The 15,147-nt window shown below is 63.6% G+C and carries 11 protein-coding genes; 8 read left to right on the forward strand and 3 right to left on the reverse strand.

All coding sequences use genetic code 11. From position 1 onward, the window contains the following. Positions 1-6: 6 nt before the first annotated feature. Positions 7-1,746, reverse strand: a complete 1,740-nt coding sequence (gene argS, locus ACYJSS_RS03930; RefSeq protein WP_111262823.1) for an arginine--tRNA ligase — start codon at positions 1,744-1,746, stop codon at positions 7-9. A 147-nt stretch (positions 1,747-1,893) separates the two neighbouring features. Continuing rightward, positions 1,894-4,113 (reverse strand): primosomal protein N', encoded by a 2,220-nt coding sequence (locus tag ACYJSS_RS03935; RefSeq protein ID WP_236204349.1) that lies wholly within the window; start codon positions 4,111-4,113, stop codon positions 1,894-1,896. A 162-nt stretch (positions 4,114-4,275) separates the two neighbouring features. Between ACYJSS_RS03935 and rpmE the strand changes: the two genes are divergently transcribed. The 3 genes from rpmE (at position 4,276) to ACYJSS_RS03950 (ending at position 7,509) form a co-directional block, all read left to right on the forward strand. After that, positions 4,276-4,488: a 50S ribosomal protein L31 gene (rpmE, locus tag ACYJSS_RS03940; RefSeq protein WP_111262825.1), complete on the forward strand. Its 213-nt coding sequence runs from the start codon at positions 4,276-4,278 to the stop codon at positions 4,486-4,488. A 198-nt stretch (positions 4,489-4,686) separates the two neighbouring features. After that, on the forward strand, positions 4,687-6,141 hold the full coding sequence (locus ACYJSS_RS03945) for a M48 family metalloprotease (RefSeq protein ID WP_459479319.1): 1,455 nt from the start codon (positions 4,687-4,689) through the stop codon (positions 6,139-6,141). A gap of 99 nt (positions 6,142-6,240) precedes the next feature. Continuing rightward, positions 6,241-7,509: a malic enzyme-like NAD(P)-binding protein gene (locus ACYJSS_RS03950; RefSeq protein ID WP_111262827.1), complete on the forward strand. Its 1,269-nt coding sequence runs from the start codon at positions 6,241-6,243 to the stop codon at positions 7,507-7,509. A 113-nt stretch (positions 7,510-7,622) separates the two neighbouring features. Here the strand turns inward: ACYJSS_RS03950 and ACYJSS_RS03955 are convergent, their stop codons facing one another. Then, the gene (locus ACYJSS_RS03955; RefSeq protein WP_178082990.1) at positions 7,623-10,043 is read right to left on the reverse strand and encodes a penicillin-binding protein 1A; all 2,421 of its coding nucleotides are present in this window, start codon (positions 10,041-10,043) and stop codon (positions 7,623-7,625) included. Between the two features lie 184 nt (positions 10,044-10,227). On the opposite strand from ACYJSS_RS03955, the gene ACYJSS_RS03960 reads away from it, so the two are divergent. Genes ACYJSS_RS03960 through pilQ form a run of 5 tightly spaced genes read left to right on the forward strand, consistent with a single transcriptional unit; the run spans position 10,228 to position 15,146 of the window. Further along, positions 10,228-11,292: a pilus assembly protein PilM gene (locus ACYJSS_RS03960; RefSeq protein ID WP_111262829.1), complete on the forward strand. Its 1,065-nt coding sequence runs from the start codon at positions 10,228-10,230 to the stop codon at positions 11,290-11,292. Beyond that, entirely contained in the window at positions 11,292-11,864 is a 573-nt protein-coding gene (locus ACYJSS_RS03965) for a PilN domain-containing protein (protein WP_111262830.1), read from the forward strand. The genes ACYJSS_RS03960 and ACYJSS_RS03965 overlap by 1 nt, the downstream gene beginning before the upstream one ends. Then, positions 11,861-12,484 (forward strand): type 4a pilus biogenesis protein PilO, encoded by a 624-nt coding sequence (gene pilO, locus ACYJSS_RS03970; protein ID WP_111262831.1) that lies wholly within the window; start codon positions 11,861-11,863, stop codon positions 12,482-12,484. The genes ACYJSS_RS03965 and pilO overlap by 4 nt, the downstream gene beginning before the upstream one ends. Next, entirely contained in the window at positions 12,481-13,014 is a 534-nt protein-coding gene (pilP, locus tag ACYJSS_RS03975) for a type 4a pilus biogenesis lipoprotein PilP (protein ID WP_111262832.1), read from the forward strand. Before pilO ends, pilP begins: the two co-directional genes overlap by 4 nt. 53 nt (positions 13,015-13,067) lie before the next feature. Further along, positions 13,068-15,146, forward strand: a complete 2,079-nt coding sequence (gene pilQ / locus ACYJSS_RS03980) for a type IV pilus secretin PilQ (protein WP_111262833.1) — start codon at positions 13,068-13,070, stop codon at positions 15,144-15,146. Position 15,147: the final 1 nt, after the last annotated feature.

Raw genomic sequence — 15,147 nt, forward strand, 5'->3', positions numbered from 1 at the left:
AGTCCGTTACATGCGTTCCAGGGTTTGCAGGCCGAGCAGCTCCAGGCCCTGCTTGAGGGTGCGGCCGGTCAGCGCGGCGAGGCGCAGGCGGCTCTGCTGGGTGGCTTCGTCCTCGGCGGCGAGGATCGGGCAGTTCTCGTAGAAGCTGGAGAACAGGCCGGCCAGGTCGTACAGGTAGGTGCAGAGGATGTGCGGCACGCCCTTGGCGGCGACGTTGTTGAGGATGTCGGCGAACTGCGCGAGCTTGGCCGCCAGGGCCTGCTCCTGCTCGGCAGCGAGGACGATCTGCCCGCCGATCTCGTCGATGCCCTTGCCCAGCTTGCGGAACACGCTGGCGGTACGGGTGTAGGCATAGAGCAGGTAGGGCGCGGTGTTGCCCTCGAAGCTCAGCATCTGCTCGAAGTTGAAGCTGTAGTCGCTGGTGCGGTGCTTGGAGAGGTCGGCGTACTTCACGGCGCCGATGCCGACGGCGCGGCCGATCTGGCGCAGCTCGGCCTCGTCCAGCTCCGGGTTCTTCTCCTTGACCAGGGCGTAGGCGCGCTCTTCGGCCTCGTCGAGCAGGTCGATGAGCTTAATGGTGCCGCCGTCGCGGGTCTTGAAGGGCTTGCCGTCGGCGCCGTTCATGGTGCCGAAGCCCATGTGCTCCATCTCGAACTCGGGGCGCACGAAGCCGGCCAGTCGCGCGGCGGCGAAGACCATCTGGAAGTGCAGGGCCTGGCGCTGGTCGACGAAGTAGAGGGCGCGGTCGGCCTTGAGCACGCCGCTGCGGTAGCGGGTGGCGGCGAGGTCGGTGGTGGCGTAGAGGTAGCCGCCGCCGGCCTTCTGCACGATCAGCGGCAGCGGGTCGCCTTCGGCGTTCTTGAACTCGTCCATGAACACGCAGAGCGCGCCGTCGCTTTCGGTGAGCAGGCCCTTGGCGCGCAGGTCGGCGACCACGTTGGCGAGGTCGTCGTTGTAGGCGCTCTCGCCCTTGACGTCGGCCATGGTCAGTTTCACGCCCAGGCGGTCGTATACGGCCTGGCAGTGGCTGAGGGAGATGTCGTTGAAGCGGTTCCACAGGCGCAGGCACTCTTCATCGCCGGCCTGCAGCTTGACCACCAGCTCGCGGGCGCGGTCGGCGAATTCGCTGGATTCGTCGAAGCGCTTCTTGGCGGCGCGGTAGAAACCTTCCAGGTCCGACAGCTCGGCATCGCTGCCCACCGGCTGCTCCTGCATGTAGGCCAGCAGCATGCCGAACTGGGTGCCCCAGTCGCCCACGTGGTTCTGGCGGATCACCTCGTCGCCGAGGAACTCCAGCACGCGGGCCACGCCGTCACCGATGATGGTGGAGCGCAGGTGGCCGACATGCATCTCCTTGGCCAGGTTGGGGGCGGAGAGGTCGACGACCACGCGCTGCGCCGGGCCGGCCTTGCGCACGTTCAGCCGGGCGTCGGCCAGGGCGGCGTCGAGGCGCTGGGCCAGGGCCTGGGTGTTCTGGAAGAAGTTGAGGAAGCCGGGGCCGGCGATCTCCACCTTGCTCACCTGGTCGTCCTGGGGCAGGGCGGCGATCAGCTTCTCGGCCAGGTCGCGCGGCTTCAGGCCGGCGGGCTTGGCCAGCATCATGGCGATGTTGCTGGCGAAGTCGCCATGGGTCTTGTCCTTGGTGTTCTCCACCTGGATGGTGGGGGCCAGGCCTTCGGGCAGCACGCCTTCGCTGGCGAGACGTGTCAGGGCTTGCTGGATCAGCTGGCGAATGGTGTCTTTCATGTTCTGCTCTCGGCCGGTGTGCGGCGGCGCCTGGGCGCTGGTTGAAAACTGGGCATTATCGGCGGGCTGAGCCCGCAGCTTCAAGCGCCGCGCGCCAGGCCGCGTGCTGGCCCCCCCCTGTGGAGGCCCTGGGGGTGCGACCTGCCGCTAGAAAAGGTCGATCGGGTCGATATCCAGCGACCAGCGCACGGCCCGCCCGCCGGGCAGTTGCTCCAGGGCCAGGCTCCAGGGTGTCAGCAGGCGGTGCAGGCTGGCGCGGGCATTGGCCTGGACCAGCAATTGCGCGCGGTGCTTGCCGGCGCGGCGCTCCATGGGGGCTGGCACCGGGCCGAGCAACTCGATGCCGGACAGACCCTGTTCGGCGAGCAAATGTTCCGCTTCGGCGCAGGCGGCATCGAGAAATTCCTCGGCCTGCCCGGGCTTGTGCGCCTCGGCGCGCAGCAGGGCCAGGTGGGCGAAGGGCGGCAGGCCGGCGGCGCGGCGCTCGGACAGGGCCTGCTCGGCGAAGGCGAAGTAGCCCTCCTCGGTGAGTTGCACCAGCAGCGGGTGGTCGGCGAGGTGGGTCTGGATGATCACCCGGCCCGGCTCTTCCGCCCGGCCCGCGCGGCCCGCCACCTGGACGATGAGCTGGGCCATGCGCTCGCTGGCGCGGAAGTCGGCGGAGAACAGCCCGCCGTCGGCATCGAGGATCGCGACCAGGGTGACGCGGGGGAAGTGGTGCCCCTTGGCGAGCATCTGGGTGCCCACGAGTATGCAGGGTTCGCCTTTGTTGATGGTGGCGAAGAGCTTGTTCATGGCGTCCTTGCGCGCGGTGCTGTCGCGGTCGATGCGCAGCACGGGGACGTCCGGGAAAAGGATGTTCAGGCGCTCTTCCGCGCGCTCGGTGCCGGCTCCGACGGGGCGCAGGTCGACCTTGGCGCAGTCCGGGCAGCCGCGGGGCTGGCGCTGGGTGTGGCCGCAATGGTGGCAGCGCAGTTCGCCGGAGCGCTGGTGCAGGGTCATGCGCGCGTCGCAGCGCGGGCACTGGCTGATCCAGCCGCAGTCGTGGCACAGCAGGGTCGGGGCGAAGCCGCGGCGATTGAGGAACACCAGCACTTGCTGGCCGGCCTTGAGGGTCTGCTCGATGGCCTGTTGCAGCGGCCCGGAAATGCCGGAGTCCAGCGGGCGGCTCTTGATGTCCAGGCGCAGGAAGCGCGGCTGGCGGGCACCGCCGGCACGCTGGGTCAGGCGCAGCAGGCCGTAGCGGCCGGCGTGGGCGTTCTGCAGGCTTTCCAGCGACGGCGTGGCGGAGCCGAGGAGGATGGGGATGTTCTCCTGCCGCGCCCGCACCAGGGCCAGGTCGCGGGCGTGGTAGCGCAGGCCTTCCTGCTGTTTGTAGGAGGCGTCGTGTTCTTCGTCGATGATGATCAGGCCGGGGTTCTTCATCGGCGTGAACAGCGCGGAGCGCGTGCCGATGATGATGTCGGCCTCGCCGTCGCGGGCGGCGAGCCAGGCGTCCAGGCGCTCGCGGTCGTTGACGGCGGAGTGCAGCAGGGCGATGCGGGCGTTGAAGCGTCGGGAGAAGCGTTCGAGCGTCTGCGGGCCGAGGTTGATCTCCGGGATCAGCACCAGGGCCTGCTTGCCGGCGGCGAGGGTTTCGCGGATCAGTTGCAGGTAGACCTCGGTCTTGCCGCTGCCGGTGACGCCGGCCAGGAGGAAGGCATTGAACTGGCCGAATGTGGAGAACACGGCGTCGTAGGCGGCGCGCTGCTCGGCGTTGAGCGGCAACTCGGCCTGCGCCAGCCAGTGCTCGTGGCGCGGCGCGGCCGTTCCACGGCGGGTCTCGATGTAGACCAGGCCTTTTTCCAGCAGCAGGTCGAGACTGTCCTTGTTCAGTTGCAACTGGCTGAGCAACTGGTGGGCGACGCCATGGGGGTGCTGGGCGAGGGTGGCCAGTGCCTGGCGCTGGCGCGGCGCGCGGGCCAGGCGCGGATCGTCGGCGCGAGCCCCTTCGCTGGCGTGCCAGAAGCGCTCCTGGCGGGCTTCGGCGGGCTCGCCCTGGCGCAGTAGCACAGGCAGCGCCCAGCTGAGAGTGTCGCCAAGGCTGTGCTGGTAGTACTGGGCGGTCCACAGGCAGAGCTTGAACAGCTCGGCGGGCAGCGGGGGCTTCTGGTCGAGCAGCTCCAGGGCGGGGCGCAGCTTGTCGTCCGGCACCTCGCTGTGCTCGGCCACTTCCACCAGTACGCCGATCACCTCGCGCCGGCCGAAGGGCACGCGCAGGCGCACGCCGGGCTGCAGTTGCCTGGCCGGGACGCCGGCGGGCGCGCGGTAGTCGAACAGGCGGCGCAGGGGCGAGGGCAGGGCAAGGCGCAGGATGGCGTTGGGCACGGGGGTCTCCGATCGGGCGGAGCGATCCTAGCACGGCCGCACGTCGCCGGGCTCGGCGGCCGACTTGCGTGACGGCGCGGCTCTGGTATGATCCTGCGCCTGTTTCCGTGCGGTGCTCGACATAGGGTCGGGTGGCGGCACGCCAGACCTGAGGATCAAGCCATGAAACCGGAAATCCATCCCGAATACGTAGCGATCGAAGCTACCTGCAGCTGCGGTAACGTCATCAAGACCCGCTCCACCCTGGCCAAGAACATCAGCCTCGACGTGTGCTCCGAGTGCCACCCGTTCTACACCGGCAAGCAGAAGGTCCTGGACACCGGCGGCCGTATCGATCGCTTCAAGCAGCGTTTCGGTGTATTCGGCGCCAAGTAAGCGACCGAGTGACCGGGGAGGCTTCGACGAAGCCCTTCCAGCTGTGCAGAGAAAGGCGCCCAATGGGCGCCTTTTTCGTTTCTGGCGTTCAGTCCTGGCGTGTCCGGGCCGGCGATTGACCGGCTAGCCGGGGCTGCGTAAAAAGCCGCTTAGCCCCGCAGGACGCAGTGGTTGCGCGAGCGGTCGCCGAGGTGATCCATGCCCGCTTTGCCGATTCTGCTGTTAGGCCTGCTGCTGTCTCTTCTCACCGGCTGCGCCGTCAACCCGGCTACCGGGGAGCGCAATTTCGTGATGATGAGCGAAAGCCAGGAGCTCGACCTTGGCAGCCGCTACAACCAGCAGATCCAGAAGGAATTCCCCCGCTATGCCGATGATCGGCTGCAAGCCTATGTGCAGCGGGTGGGGGAGCGCGTGGCGCGGCACAGCCATCGTGCCAACCTCAACTACATCTTCACGGTGGTCGATTCACCGGACATCAACGCCTTCGCCCTGCCGGGTGGCTACATCTATATACATCGCGGCCTGATGGCCTACCTGAACTCCGAAGCGGAGCTGGCGGCCGTGCTGGCGCACGAGGTGGGGCACGTCACGGCTCGGCACAGCGTGCAGCAGCAGAGCCAGTCCCAGGCCTGGAACATCCTTGGCCAGGCGGTCGCCATCGGTACCGGCGTCAGTGCGGCGGGCGACCTGACCAATGTGCTGGGCGGCGCGATGGTTCGGGGCTACGGCCGCGACATGGAGCTGCAGGCCGACGGACTCGGGGCGCAGTACCTGGCCCGCAGTGGCTATGACCCCCAGGCGATGATCGAGGTGGTCAAGGTGCTGAAGAACCAGGAGGTGTTCGCGCGCGACGAAGCGAAGCGCAAGGGGCAGGAAGTGCCCGAAGCGGGCAGCTATCACGGCGTCTTCGATACCCACCCGGATAACGATACGCGCCTGCAGCAGGTGGTCGGGCCGGCACGCGCCCTGGCCGGTGGGCAGCAGGAGGTCAATCGCGAGGCTTACCTGAAGGCCATCGACGGCATGCCCTTCGGTGATTCGGCCGATACGGGCATCCGCCGTGGGCAGCAGTTCTATCACGTCGGACTGGACTTCACGCTGCGTTACCCCGACGGCTGGGAGCTGGTGAACCGCCCGGAAGTGCTGATCGGCCATCCTCGCGATGAGCAGGCCTTCATCGCCATGCAGCTGGCGGAGCGCACGCCGGGGCTGACGCCGTCCGAGTTGCTGCACCAGCGCGCCGGACGCCAGCGCCTGGTGATGGAGGAGACCTTCAGCCAGGACGGCATCATCGGTGTGACGGCGGTGGTCCCCGGCAATTCCGCCCGACGTGTGGCTGTCGTCTTCAAAGGGGATCAGGCGTATCTGTTTATCGCCGGCATGAAGGGCAGGGCTTCCCTGGAAACCGAAGATGCCCGGTTCCTTTCCGTCATTCACAGCTTCCGCGCCCTCAAGCCCGAGGAGAGGGCCCTGGCGCAGCCGCCGAGGTTGCATCTGGTCCAGGTGAAGGCTGCGGAAACCGTAGCCGGCATCGTTCGCGCCAGTGGGGCGGCAGGGGATCAGGCGGAGCTGGAAAATCGTATCCGATTGATCAATAATTTGTATCCAATCGGCGAGCCCAAGGCCGGGGATTGGCTTAAAGTCGTACGTTAGAGGGCTTGACGTGGCGTGACTGAACAGTCTTGTAGGCCCCCGGTATCTTGCGTATCCTCGCCCGTCCGTCTGTCACAACAGTAAAAGCGGAATGCCAAAATGTCTGATCTGAAAACTGCCGCTCTCGAGTACCACGCCCAGCCCCGTCCCGGGAAACTCAGCGTCGAGCTGACCAAGCCGACCGCCACCGCCCGCGACCTGTCGCTGGCCTACAGCCCGGGCGTGGCCGAGCCCGTCCGCGAGATCGCCCGCGATCCGGAGCTGGCCTTCAAGTACACCGGCAAGGGCAACCTGGTGGCAGTGATCTCCGATGGCACCGCGATTCTCGGCCTCGGCAACCTCGGCCCGCTGGCCTCCAAGCCGGTCATGGAAGGCAAGGGCGTGCTGTTCAAGCGCTTCGCCGGTGTCGACGTGTTCGACATCGAAGTCGATGCCGAGAGCCCCCAGGCCTTCATCGATACCGTCAAGCGCATCTCCATCACCTTCGGTGGCATCAACCTTGAAGACATCAAGGCGCCCGAGTGCTTCGAGATCGAGCGCACCCTGATCGAACAATGCGACATCCCGGTCTTCCACGATGACCAGCACGGCACCGCCATCGTGACCGCTGCCGGCATGCTCAATGCCTTGGAGATCGCCGGCAAGAGCCTGCCGGAAGCCAAGATCGTCTGCCTGGGCGCCGGCGCTGCGGCCATCTCCTGCATGAAGCTGCTGGTGAGCATGGGTGCGAAGGTCGAGAACATCTTCATGATCGACCGCAAGGGTGTCATCCATGCCGGTCGTGATGACCTGAACCAGTACAAGGCGGTCTTCGCCCATGAAACCCCCAAGCGCACCCTGTCGGATGCACTGGATGGCGCGGACGTGTTCGTCGGCCTGTCGGGCGCCAACCTGCTGAGCGCCGAAGACCTGAAGCGCATGGCGCCGAACCCGATCGTCTTCGCCTGCTCCAACCCGGACCCGGAAATCCAGCCGGAACTGGCACACGCGACCCGCAATGACGTGATCATGGCCACCGGCCGCTCGGACTATCCGAACCAGGTCAACAACGTGCTGGGCTTCCCCTTCATCTTCCGTGGTGCCCTGGACGTTCGCGCCACCCGCATCAACGAAGAGATGAAGATCGCTGCTGCCCTGGCCCTTCGCGACCTGGCCAAGGAGCCGGTTCCCAAGGATGTATGCGATGCATACGGCGTCGCGTCCCTCGAGTTCGGTCGTGAGTACATCATTCCGAAGCCCATGGACAAGCGCCTGATCACCGTGGTGTCCGATGCCGTGGCCAAGGCTGCCATCGAGTCCGGTGTCGCGACCCTGCCCTACCCGAAACACTATCCGCTGAAGTCGGTGGAAGACGTGTTCAACGGCTGATCGGCCTGGTCGATGAAGAACCCGCCTCACGGCGGGTTTTTTATTGGGTGCGATTTCCTTCGGGCAACAAAAAGCCCGCTGCCGAGGCGGGCTTCTTGTTGTCGTCGAGGCGATCAGAACAGATCGATGGGGGCTGCCTCGTCGGCGGGCAGCGGGCTGCCCGGTGCGCTCATGCCCGGATCGAATTCGCTCATGGGTGGCGGCGAATCTTCGCTCTTGAACAGTTCGAAGAACGCGTTGGGCGTCCCCGGGACTGCAGCGCGACCGCTGAGTGGGTCGATGCGCAGGGTGAGCAGGCCTTCGGGCTCGGGCAGCACGTGCTCCGGCTTGTCCTTCAGGGCTGCGCTCATGTAGGTCATCCAGATGGGCAGGGCCACGGTGCCGCCGTATTCGTGGCGGCCTAGGCTCTCCGGCTGGTCGAAGCCGACCCAGACGGTAGTCACATAGTCCGCGTTGTAGCCGGAGAACCAGCTGTCCTTGGATTCGTTGGTGGTGCCGGTCTTGCCAGCTATGTCCCCGCGCCCCATGGCCAGGGCGCGCCGGCCGGTTCCGCGCTTGATCACATCCTGCAGCATGCTGGTGAGGATGTAGGTGGTACGTGCATCGACGATGCGCTCGGCGACCGCGGGTTCCTGCTGCTCGGCGCCGGGAAGGCGGGTATCCGGCGCGGCGACGGTCTGGGCGACTTGCGTGTCAGGGGCGTCGTTCTTCGGCACGGTCGGCGGGTTGGCGGTGAAGATGACCTTGCCGTCACGGCTCTCGATGCGTTCGATCAGGTAGGGCTGGATCTTGTATCCACCGTTGGCGAAGGTGCTCCAGCCGCTGGCGATCTCCATCGGCGTGAGGGTTGCGGTGCCCAGGGCCAGGGACAGGTTGCGCGGCAACTCCTGTTTGTTGAAGCCGAAGCGGCTCATGTAGTTCAGCGCGTACTCGATGCCCACCGCCTGGAGCAGGCGGATCGATACCAGGTTGCGCGACTTGTACAGCGCTTCGCGCAGGCGGATCGGGCCGAGGAAGGTGTTGTTGTCGTTCTTCGGGCGCCAGACCTTGTCCAGGTATTCGTCGACGAAGACGATCGGGGCGTCGTTCACCAGGCTGGCGGCGGTGAAGCCGTTATCCAGTGCCGCACTGTAGAGGAACGGCTTGAAGCTGGAGCCCGGCTGGCGCTTGGCCTGGACTGCGCGGTTGTAGTTGCTCTGCTCGAACGAGAAGCCGCCGACCAGCGAGCGGATCGCGCCGTTCTGCGGGTCCAGGGATACCAGGGCACTCTGCGCCGCTGGTTGCTGGACGAACAACAGCGTGCCGTCCGCCTGCCGCTGGACGCGGATCAGGTCGCCTACCTGCGCGACATCGGCGGGCTGCTGGGGGCGCGGACCTAGGCTGTTGGTGTTGAGGAAGGGGCGGGCCCATTTCATGCTGTCCCAGCCCACGGCTTCTTCCTTGCCGCTACGGGTGAGCACGAGGAGGCCGCTCTTCTCCACCTGGGTGACGATCGCAGGCTCCAGGCCGCCGATGAACTTCTGCTTGGCCAGCTCCTGGGCCCAGCTCTCGCGGGTCATGCCGGGGAAGCGCGATTCCGGGCCTCGGTAGCCGTGGCGCTGGTCGTATTCGATCAGGCCGCTGCGCAGTGCATTGTTGGCTGCTTCCTGCAGGTCGCTCGGTACCGTGGTGGTGACGCGGAAGCCTTCGGTATAGGCATCGCTGCCGTAGCGGCCGACCATTTCGGCGCGGGCCATCTCGGCGACGTAGGGGGCGTTCACTTCCGGCGTCGGTACGTGGTAGCTGGCGTCGATCGGCTCGGCTATCGCCTGGTCGTAGCGGGCCTGGTCGATACGGCCCAGCTTGAACATGCGGCCGAGGATCCAATCGCGACGCTCCTTGCTGCGAGTCGGGTTGACCAGGGGATTGAAGCGCGAAGGTGCCTTGGGCAGTCCGGCGATCATCGCCATCTGCGCCAGGCTGACGTCGCGGATGGACTTGCCGTAGTAGACCTGGGCGGCGGCTTCGATGCCGTAGGCGCGGTTGCCCAGGTAGATCTTGTTCACGTAGAGCTCGAGGATTTCATCCTTGCTGAGCTCCCGCTCGATCTGCAGGGCGAGAAGTATTTCATTGATCTTTCTGGAGAAACTTCTCTCGCTGGTGAGGAAGTAGTTCTTCGCCACCTGCATGGTGATGGTGCTGCCGCCGCTCTGAATATGGCCGCTCTTCAATAATTGCGTGGCAGCGCGCACCAGGCTGGTGAGGTCGACGCCATAATGGTTGGCGAAGTTGTCATCCTCGGCAGCCAACAATGCCTGGATGAATTCCGGTGGTATGTCCGCGAAACGAATGGGCGCACGGCGCATTTCGCCGAACTCGGCGATGAGCTTGCCGTCGCTGCTGTACACGCGCAGCGGGATCTGCAGCTGGATGCTGCGCAGGGAATCGACAGAAGGAAGAGTCGGGCTAAGGTAGAGGTAAGCGCCGCTGAAACTGAGCAACAGCCCACAAAAAACGGCGACGCAGGACCACCAGAAAAACTTCAGCAGGCGTATCAAGGCTCTTGGATTTCCAGATAAAAGAATGAGTTAAGCGGAAGCAGATCTTAAAAGGGAAAAACTGTTCACATTATATGCGTTTTTTTTCCCGGGTAGCCATTTGCGCTTCTGTCAAGACTGTTATTTAATGTGGAAAAACATAAATCGTCCGTAAGTCTCGGATGCTGATAGGAAATCGGTCGTGCTAGGGCTCTTCAACAAGAAAGCGAATACGCTGCTGGGGATCGACATAAGCTCGACTTCAGTCAAGCTCCTTGAATTGAGTCGCTCGGGAAGCCGCTACAAGGTAGAGGCCTACGCCGTCGAGCCGCTCCCACCGAATGCTGTGGTCGAAAAGAACATCGCCGAACTGGAGGGGGTCGGCCAGGCGTTGTCTCGTGTTCTCGGCAAGGCCAAGGCCAGTTCAAAGTCCGTGGCCGTAGCGGTCGCGGGCTCCGCTGTAATCACCAAGACGATCGAGATGGATGCTGGGCTTTCCGACGATGAGTTGGAGAATCAGCTGAAGATCGAGGCGGACCAGTACATCCCATACCCGCTCGAAGAGGTCGCTATCGACTTCGAGGTACAGGGTGCTTCCGCGCGCAACCCTGAGCGGGTCGATGTGCTCCTTGCCGCGTGCCGCAAGGAGAACGTCGAGGTCCGTGAAGCTGCTCTGGCCCTGGCGGGCCTGACCGCCAAGGTCGTCGACGTCGAAGCCTATGCGCTGGAACGTGCCTACGGCCTTCTCGCCGCGCAACTGGGCAACGGAAGCGACGAACTGACGGTCGCCGTCGTGGATATCGGGGCGACCATGACGACCCTGAGCGTCCTGCACAACGGCCGGACCATCTACAGCCGCGAGCAGCTTTTCGGCGGGCGCCAGCTCACCGAGGAGATCCAGCGTCGCTATGGCCTGTCCGTCGAAGAAGCGGGGCTCGCCAAGAAGCAGGGCGGTCTTCCGGATGACTACGACAGTGAAGTGTTGCAGCCGTTCAAGGACGCAGTGGTCCAGCAGGTGTCTCGCTCGCTGCAGTTCTTCTTCGCTGCGGGCCAGTTCAACGATGTCGACTACATCCTCCTGGCGGGTGGCACTGCGTCCATTCCTGATCTGGACCGTTTGATCCAGCAGAAGATCGGCACTCCTACCCAGGTTGCCAACCCCTTCGCGGAGATGGCGCTGAGCAGCAAGGTCAATGCGGGCGCATTGGCCAGTGATGCCCCGGCGCTGATGATTGCCTGCGGACTGGCGATGAGGAGTTTCGACTGATGGCACGCATCAACCTACTCCCCTGGCGGGAGCAGCTGCGCGAGGAGCGCAAGCAGCGATTCCTCGTGGCCCTGGCGGGTGTGCTGGTGATCTCGGCCGGTCTGGTTTTCCTCGGCGATCAGTACCTGAACGGCGAGATCGAGAACCAGCAGGCGCGTAACGAGTTCGTGCGCAAGGAAATCGCGGTGCTGGACACGCGGATCAAAGAGATCAGCGAGCTCAAGACGCGCCGCCAGCAACTGCTCGAGCGGATGAAGATCATTCAGGACCTGCAGGGCAACCGTCCCATCATCGGTCGCGTTTTCGACCAGTTGGTGCGCACGTTGCCGGATGGTGTCTTCTTCACGAACGTAGCGATGAAAGGGCAGAGCATCGCCATCGTTGGCGCTGCCGAGTCCAACAACAGGGTTTCCAACCTGATGCGTAATCTCGATGCCTCCGAATGGTTGACCGCTCCGAACCTTACCGAGGTCAGGGCAATTACTGCCGGCGCGGTCGACCAGGCAAATATCTTCCAGTTGACCGTACAGCAGACCCAGCCTGCTGCCGACGTAGAAGGAGCCAAGAAATGAGCTTGGCTGATTCGCTCGAAAGTCTCCGCAAGGTCGATTTGAATGACCTCGACTTCAACAACGTCGGCTCCTGGCCGGTCGCTGTAAAAGTAATCGCCTGCGTCTTGCTGGTCGCAGCTGTCCTTGCGCTGGGATACAACTTCCATCTCAAGGATCTGGAACTTCAGCTCGATCAGCAGCGCGCCGAAGAAGAAACGCTGAAGCAGCAGTTCACGACCAAGGCTTTCCAGGCGGCCAACCTCGAAGCCTATAAAGATCAAATGAAGGAAATGGAAACTTCCTTTGGCGCCCTTCTTCGGCAACTGCCCAGCGATACCGAAGTTCCCGGCTTGCTGGAGGACATCACTCGCACTGGTCTTGGAAGCGGCCTGGAGTTCGAGGAGATCAAGCTCCTGCCGGAAGCTGCCCAGCAGTTCTATATCGAACTGCCGATCCAGATATCGGTGGTGGGGACGTACCACGACCTGGCCACCTTTGTGAGCGGCGTTGCCAGTCTTCCCCGTATCGTGACGCTGCATGATTTCAGCATCACGCCTGCCAATGCTGGAAGCACCACTCAGTTGCGGATGAGCATCCTGGCGAAGACCTACCGCTATAACGACAAGGGGCTGCAGAAATGATCCGTACCAGCTCCCGTCTTATTCTCAGTGGTCTTCTGCTGGCTAGCCTTTCCGGATGTGGAGGTGGCGGTGATTTCGCCGATCTCCAGGCCTACATGGATGAAGTTCGTGCCCGCCCGAAAGGCACGATCGAGCCGCTCCCGAAATTCCAGCCCTATGAGGCCTTTACTTACAGCGCCGCCGCTTTGCGTAGCCCTTTCCAGCCGCCGGTGAAGATCGACCTGGCGAACAAGGTCAAGGGCAGCAAGGACGTGCACCCGGATGAGACCCGGGTCAAGCAATTCCTTGAAGGGTTCAACATCGAGTCCTTCGAGATGGTCGGCACGCTTTCCAATGAGGGAGGCATGTTCGCTCTGGTTCGAGGCGCTGGAGGGGTGCATCGAATCCGAGTGGGTGATTTCCTCGGGCGCAATGACGGCAAGGTCGTCGCGATAAACGAATCCAAGATCGACGTCGTAGAGATAGTCCCGGACGGCGAGGGTGGCTGGCTCGAGCGCCCGCGCAGTCTCACGCTCAAGGAGCGCTCTTAAGGGCGGGGTGACTTATGAAAAACAAACACCGGTCTGCACAACGGAACCAGATGATGAACAGCTCGTTTTCGCGCTTCGGCCTTACCCTATTGGCCGCCATGTTGTCGCCAGTATTGCTGGCTGCCGACCTGCAGGGTCTCGATGTGGCAGCCTTGCCTGGCGGTAAGGTTGAACTGAAACTTGCCTTCGACGAGCCGGTTGTCGCGCCTCGGGGCTACACCATCGAGCAGCCTGCGCGTATTGCTCTGGACCTGCCCGGGGTGACCAACAAACTAGGCAGCAAGAATCGCGAACTGGGTGTGGGCAACGCGCGGAGCGTCACCATAGTCGAGGCCAAGGACCGCACCCGGATGATTATCAACCTGGCGACGCTCGTGCCCTACAGCACGCGTGTCGAGGGTAACAATCTCTACGTCGTGGTGGGTGAGGCGGGCGGTGCCACGCAGCAAGCGACCCGTACCTCCCCTGTAGCCGCTCCGGTAGCCCCCGCTGCTCCCGTCAAGACCTTTGCTGCGGCAGGCAAGGCCATCAGCAATATTGATTTTCAGCGCGGTGATCAGGGTGAAGGCAATGTCGTCATCACGCTTTCCGATCCCACTGTAAGTCCGGATATTCAGGAGCAGGGTGGCAAGATTCGCCTTGATTTCGCCAAGACCCAACTGCCCGAGTCGTTGCGCGTCCGCCTTGATGTGAAGGATTTCGCCACCCCGGTTCAGTTCGTCAGCGCGTCGGGCTCCTCAGGTAATGCCAGCATCACCATCGAGCCGACCGGCTTCTACGATTATCTGGCCTATCAAACTGATAACAAGTTGACTGTCAGCATCAAGCCGCTGACGCAAGAAGATGTCGAGAAGCGCAAGTCCGAGCGTTTTGCCTACTCGGGTGAAAAGCTCTCTTTGAACTTCCAGGACATCGATGTGCGTTCGGTGCTTCAGCTGATTGCTGACTTCACCGACCTCAACCTGGTGGCCTCGGACACCGTGCAGGGCAACATCACGCTGCGCCTGCAGAACGTGCCCTGGGACCAGGCGTTGGACCTGGTGCTGAAAACCAAGGGACTCGACAAGCGCAAGGTCGGTAACGTGCTGCTGGTTGCGCCGGCTGACGAAATTGCTGCTCGTGAGCGCCAAGAGCTGGAGTCCCAGAAGCAGATCGCTGAGTTGGCTCCGCTGCGCCGTGAGCTGATCCAGGTGAACTACGCCAAGGCTGCCGATATCGCCAAGCTGTTCCAGTCCGTGACCAGTGGCAACGAGTCGTCGGATGAGCGTGGTTCGATCACCGTGGATGACCGCACCAACAGCATCATCGCCTACCAGACCCAGGACAAGCTGGACGAACTGCGCCGCATCGTGGCCCAGCTCGATATCCCGGTCCGTCAGGTGATGATCGAGGCTCGTATCGTCGAGGCGAACGTCGACTATGACAAATCGCTGGGTGTGAACTGGCGCGGTGCGCGTGTGGGTGACAACAACTTCGTCATCGGCGGGGAGGGTGGCACTCGTACCGGTGGCGGTGGCACCAGCCCCAACGCGGCTCTTGGTACCTTTGTTGATATGGGGGCTACAGGTGCCACGTCCTCCATCGGCATCGGCTTCGTAACCGACAACACCATCCTCGACCTCGAACTCTCCGCCATGGAGAAGACCGGCAACGGCGAGATCGTATCCCAGCCGAAGGTCGTAACTTCGGACAAGGAAACCGCGAAGATCCTCAAGGGCGCCGAGATTCCCTATCAGGAAGCCAGCTCCAGCGGTGCCAGTACGACGTCCTTCAAGGAGGCGGCCCTGTCCCTGGAAGTGACTCCGCAGATCACGCCTGACAACCGCATCATCATGGAAGTCAAGGTGACCAAGGACGCCCCGGACTTCTCCAACGCGCTGAACGGCGTACCGCCGATCAACAAGAACGAGGTCAATGCCAAGGTTCTGGTCAGCGATGGCGAGACCATCGTGATCGGTGGTGTGTTCTCCAACACCCAGACCAAGGCAACTGACAAGGTTCCCTTCCTCGGCGACCTGCCGTTCCTCGGCCGCATGTTCAAGCGTGATGTGGTCCAGGACAAGAAATCCGAGCTGCTGGTCTTCCTCACCCCGCGTATCATGAACAACCAGGCTATTGCGGTGAGTCGCTGAC

Source organism: Pseudomonas sp. No.21 (assembly GCF_054558415.1).

Excerpts from the sequence above, each read along its gene's own strand:
- argS (WP_111262823.1), bottom strand. The coding sequence starts at position 1,746 with ATGAAAGACACCATTCGCCAGCTGATCCAGCAAGCCCTGACACGTCTC.
- rpmE (WP_111262825.1), top strand. The coding sequence starts at position 4,276 with ATGAAACCGGAAATCCATCCCGAATACGTAGCGATCGAAGCTACCTGC.
- ACYJSS_RS03945 (WP_459479319.1), top strand. The coding sequence starts at position 4,687 with ATGCCCGCTTTGCCGATTCTGCTGTTAGGCCTGCTGCTGTCTCTTCTC.
- ACYJSS_RS03950 (WP_111262827.1), top strand. The coding sequence starts at position 6,241 with ATGTCTGATCTGAAAACTGCCGCTCTCGAGTACCACGCCCAGCCCCGT.
- ACYJSS_RS03965 (WP_111262830.1), top strand. The coding sequence starts at position 11,292 with ATGGCACGCATCAACCTACTCCCCTGGCGGGAGCAGCTGCGCGAGGAG.
- pilO (WP_111262831.1), top strand. The coding sequence starts at position 11,861 with ATGAGCTTGGCTGATTCGCTCGAAAGTCTCCGCAAGGTCGATTTGAAT.
- pilP (WP_111262832.1), top strand. The coding sequence starts at position 12,481 with ATGATCCGTACCAGCTCCCGTCTTATTCTCAGTGGTCTTCTGCTGGCT.
- pilQ (WP_111262833.1), top strand. The coding sequence starts at position 13,068 with ATGAACAGCTCGTTTTCGCGCTTCGGCCTTACCCTATTGGCCGCCATG.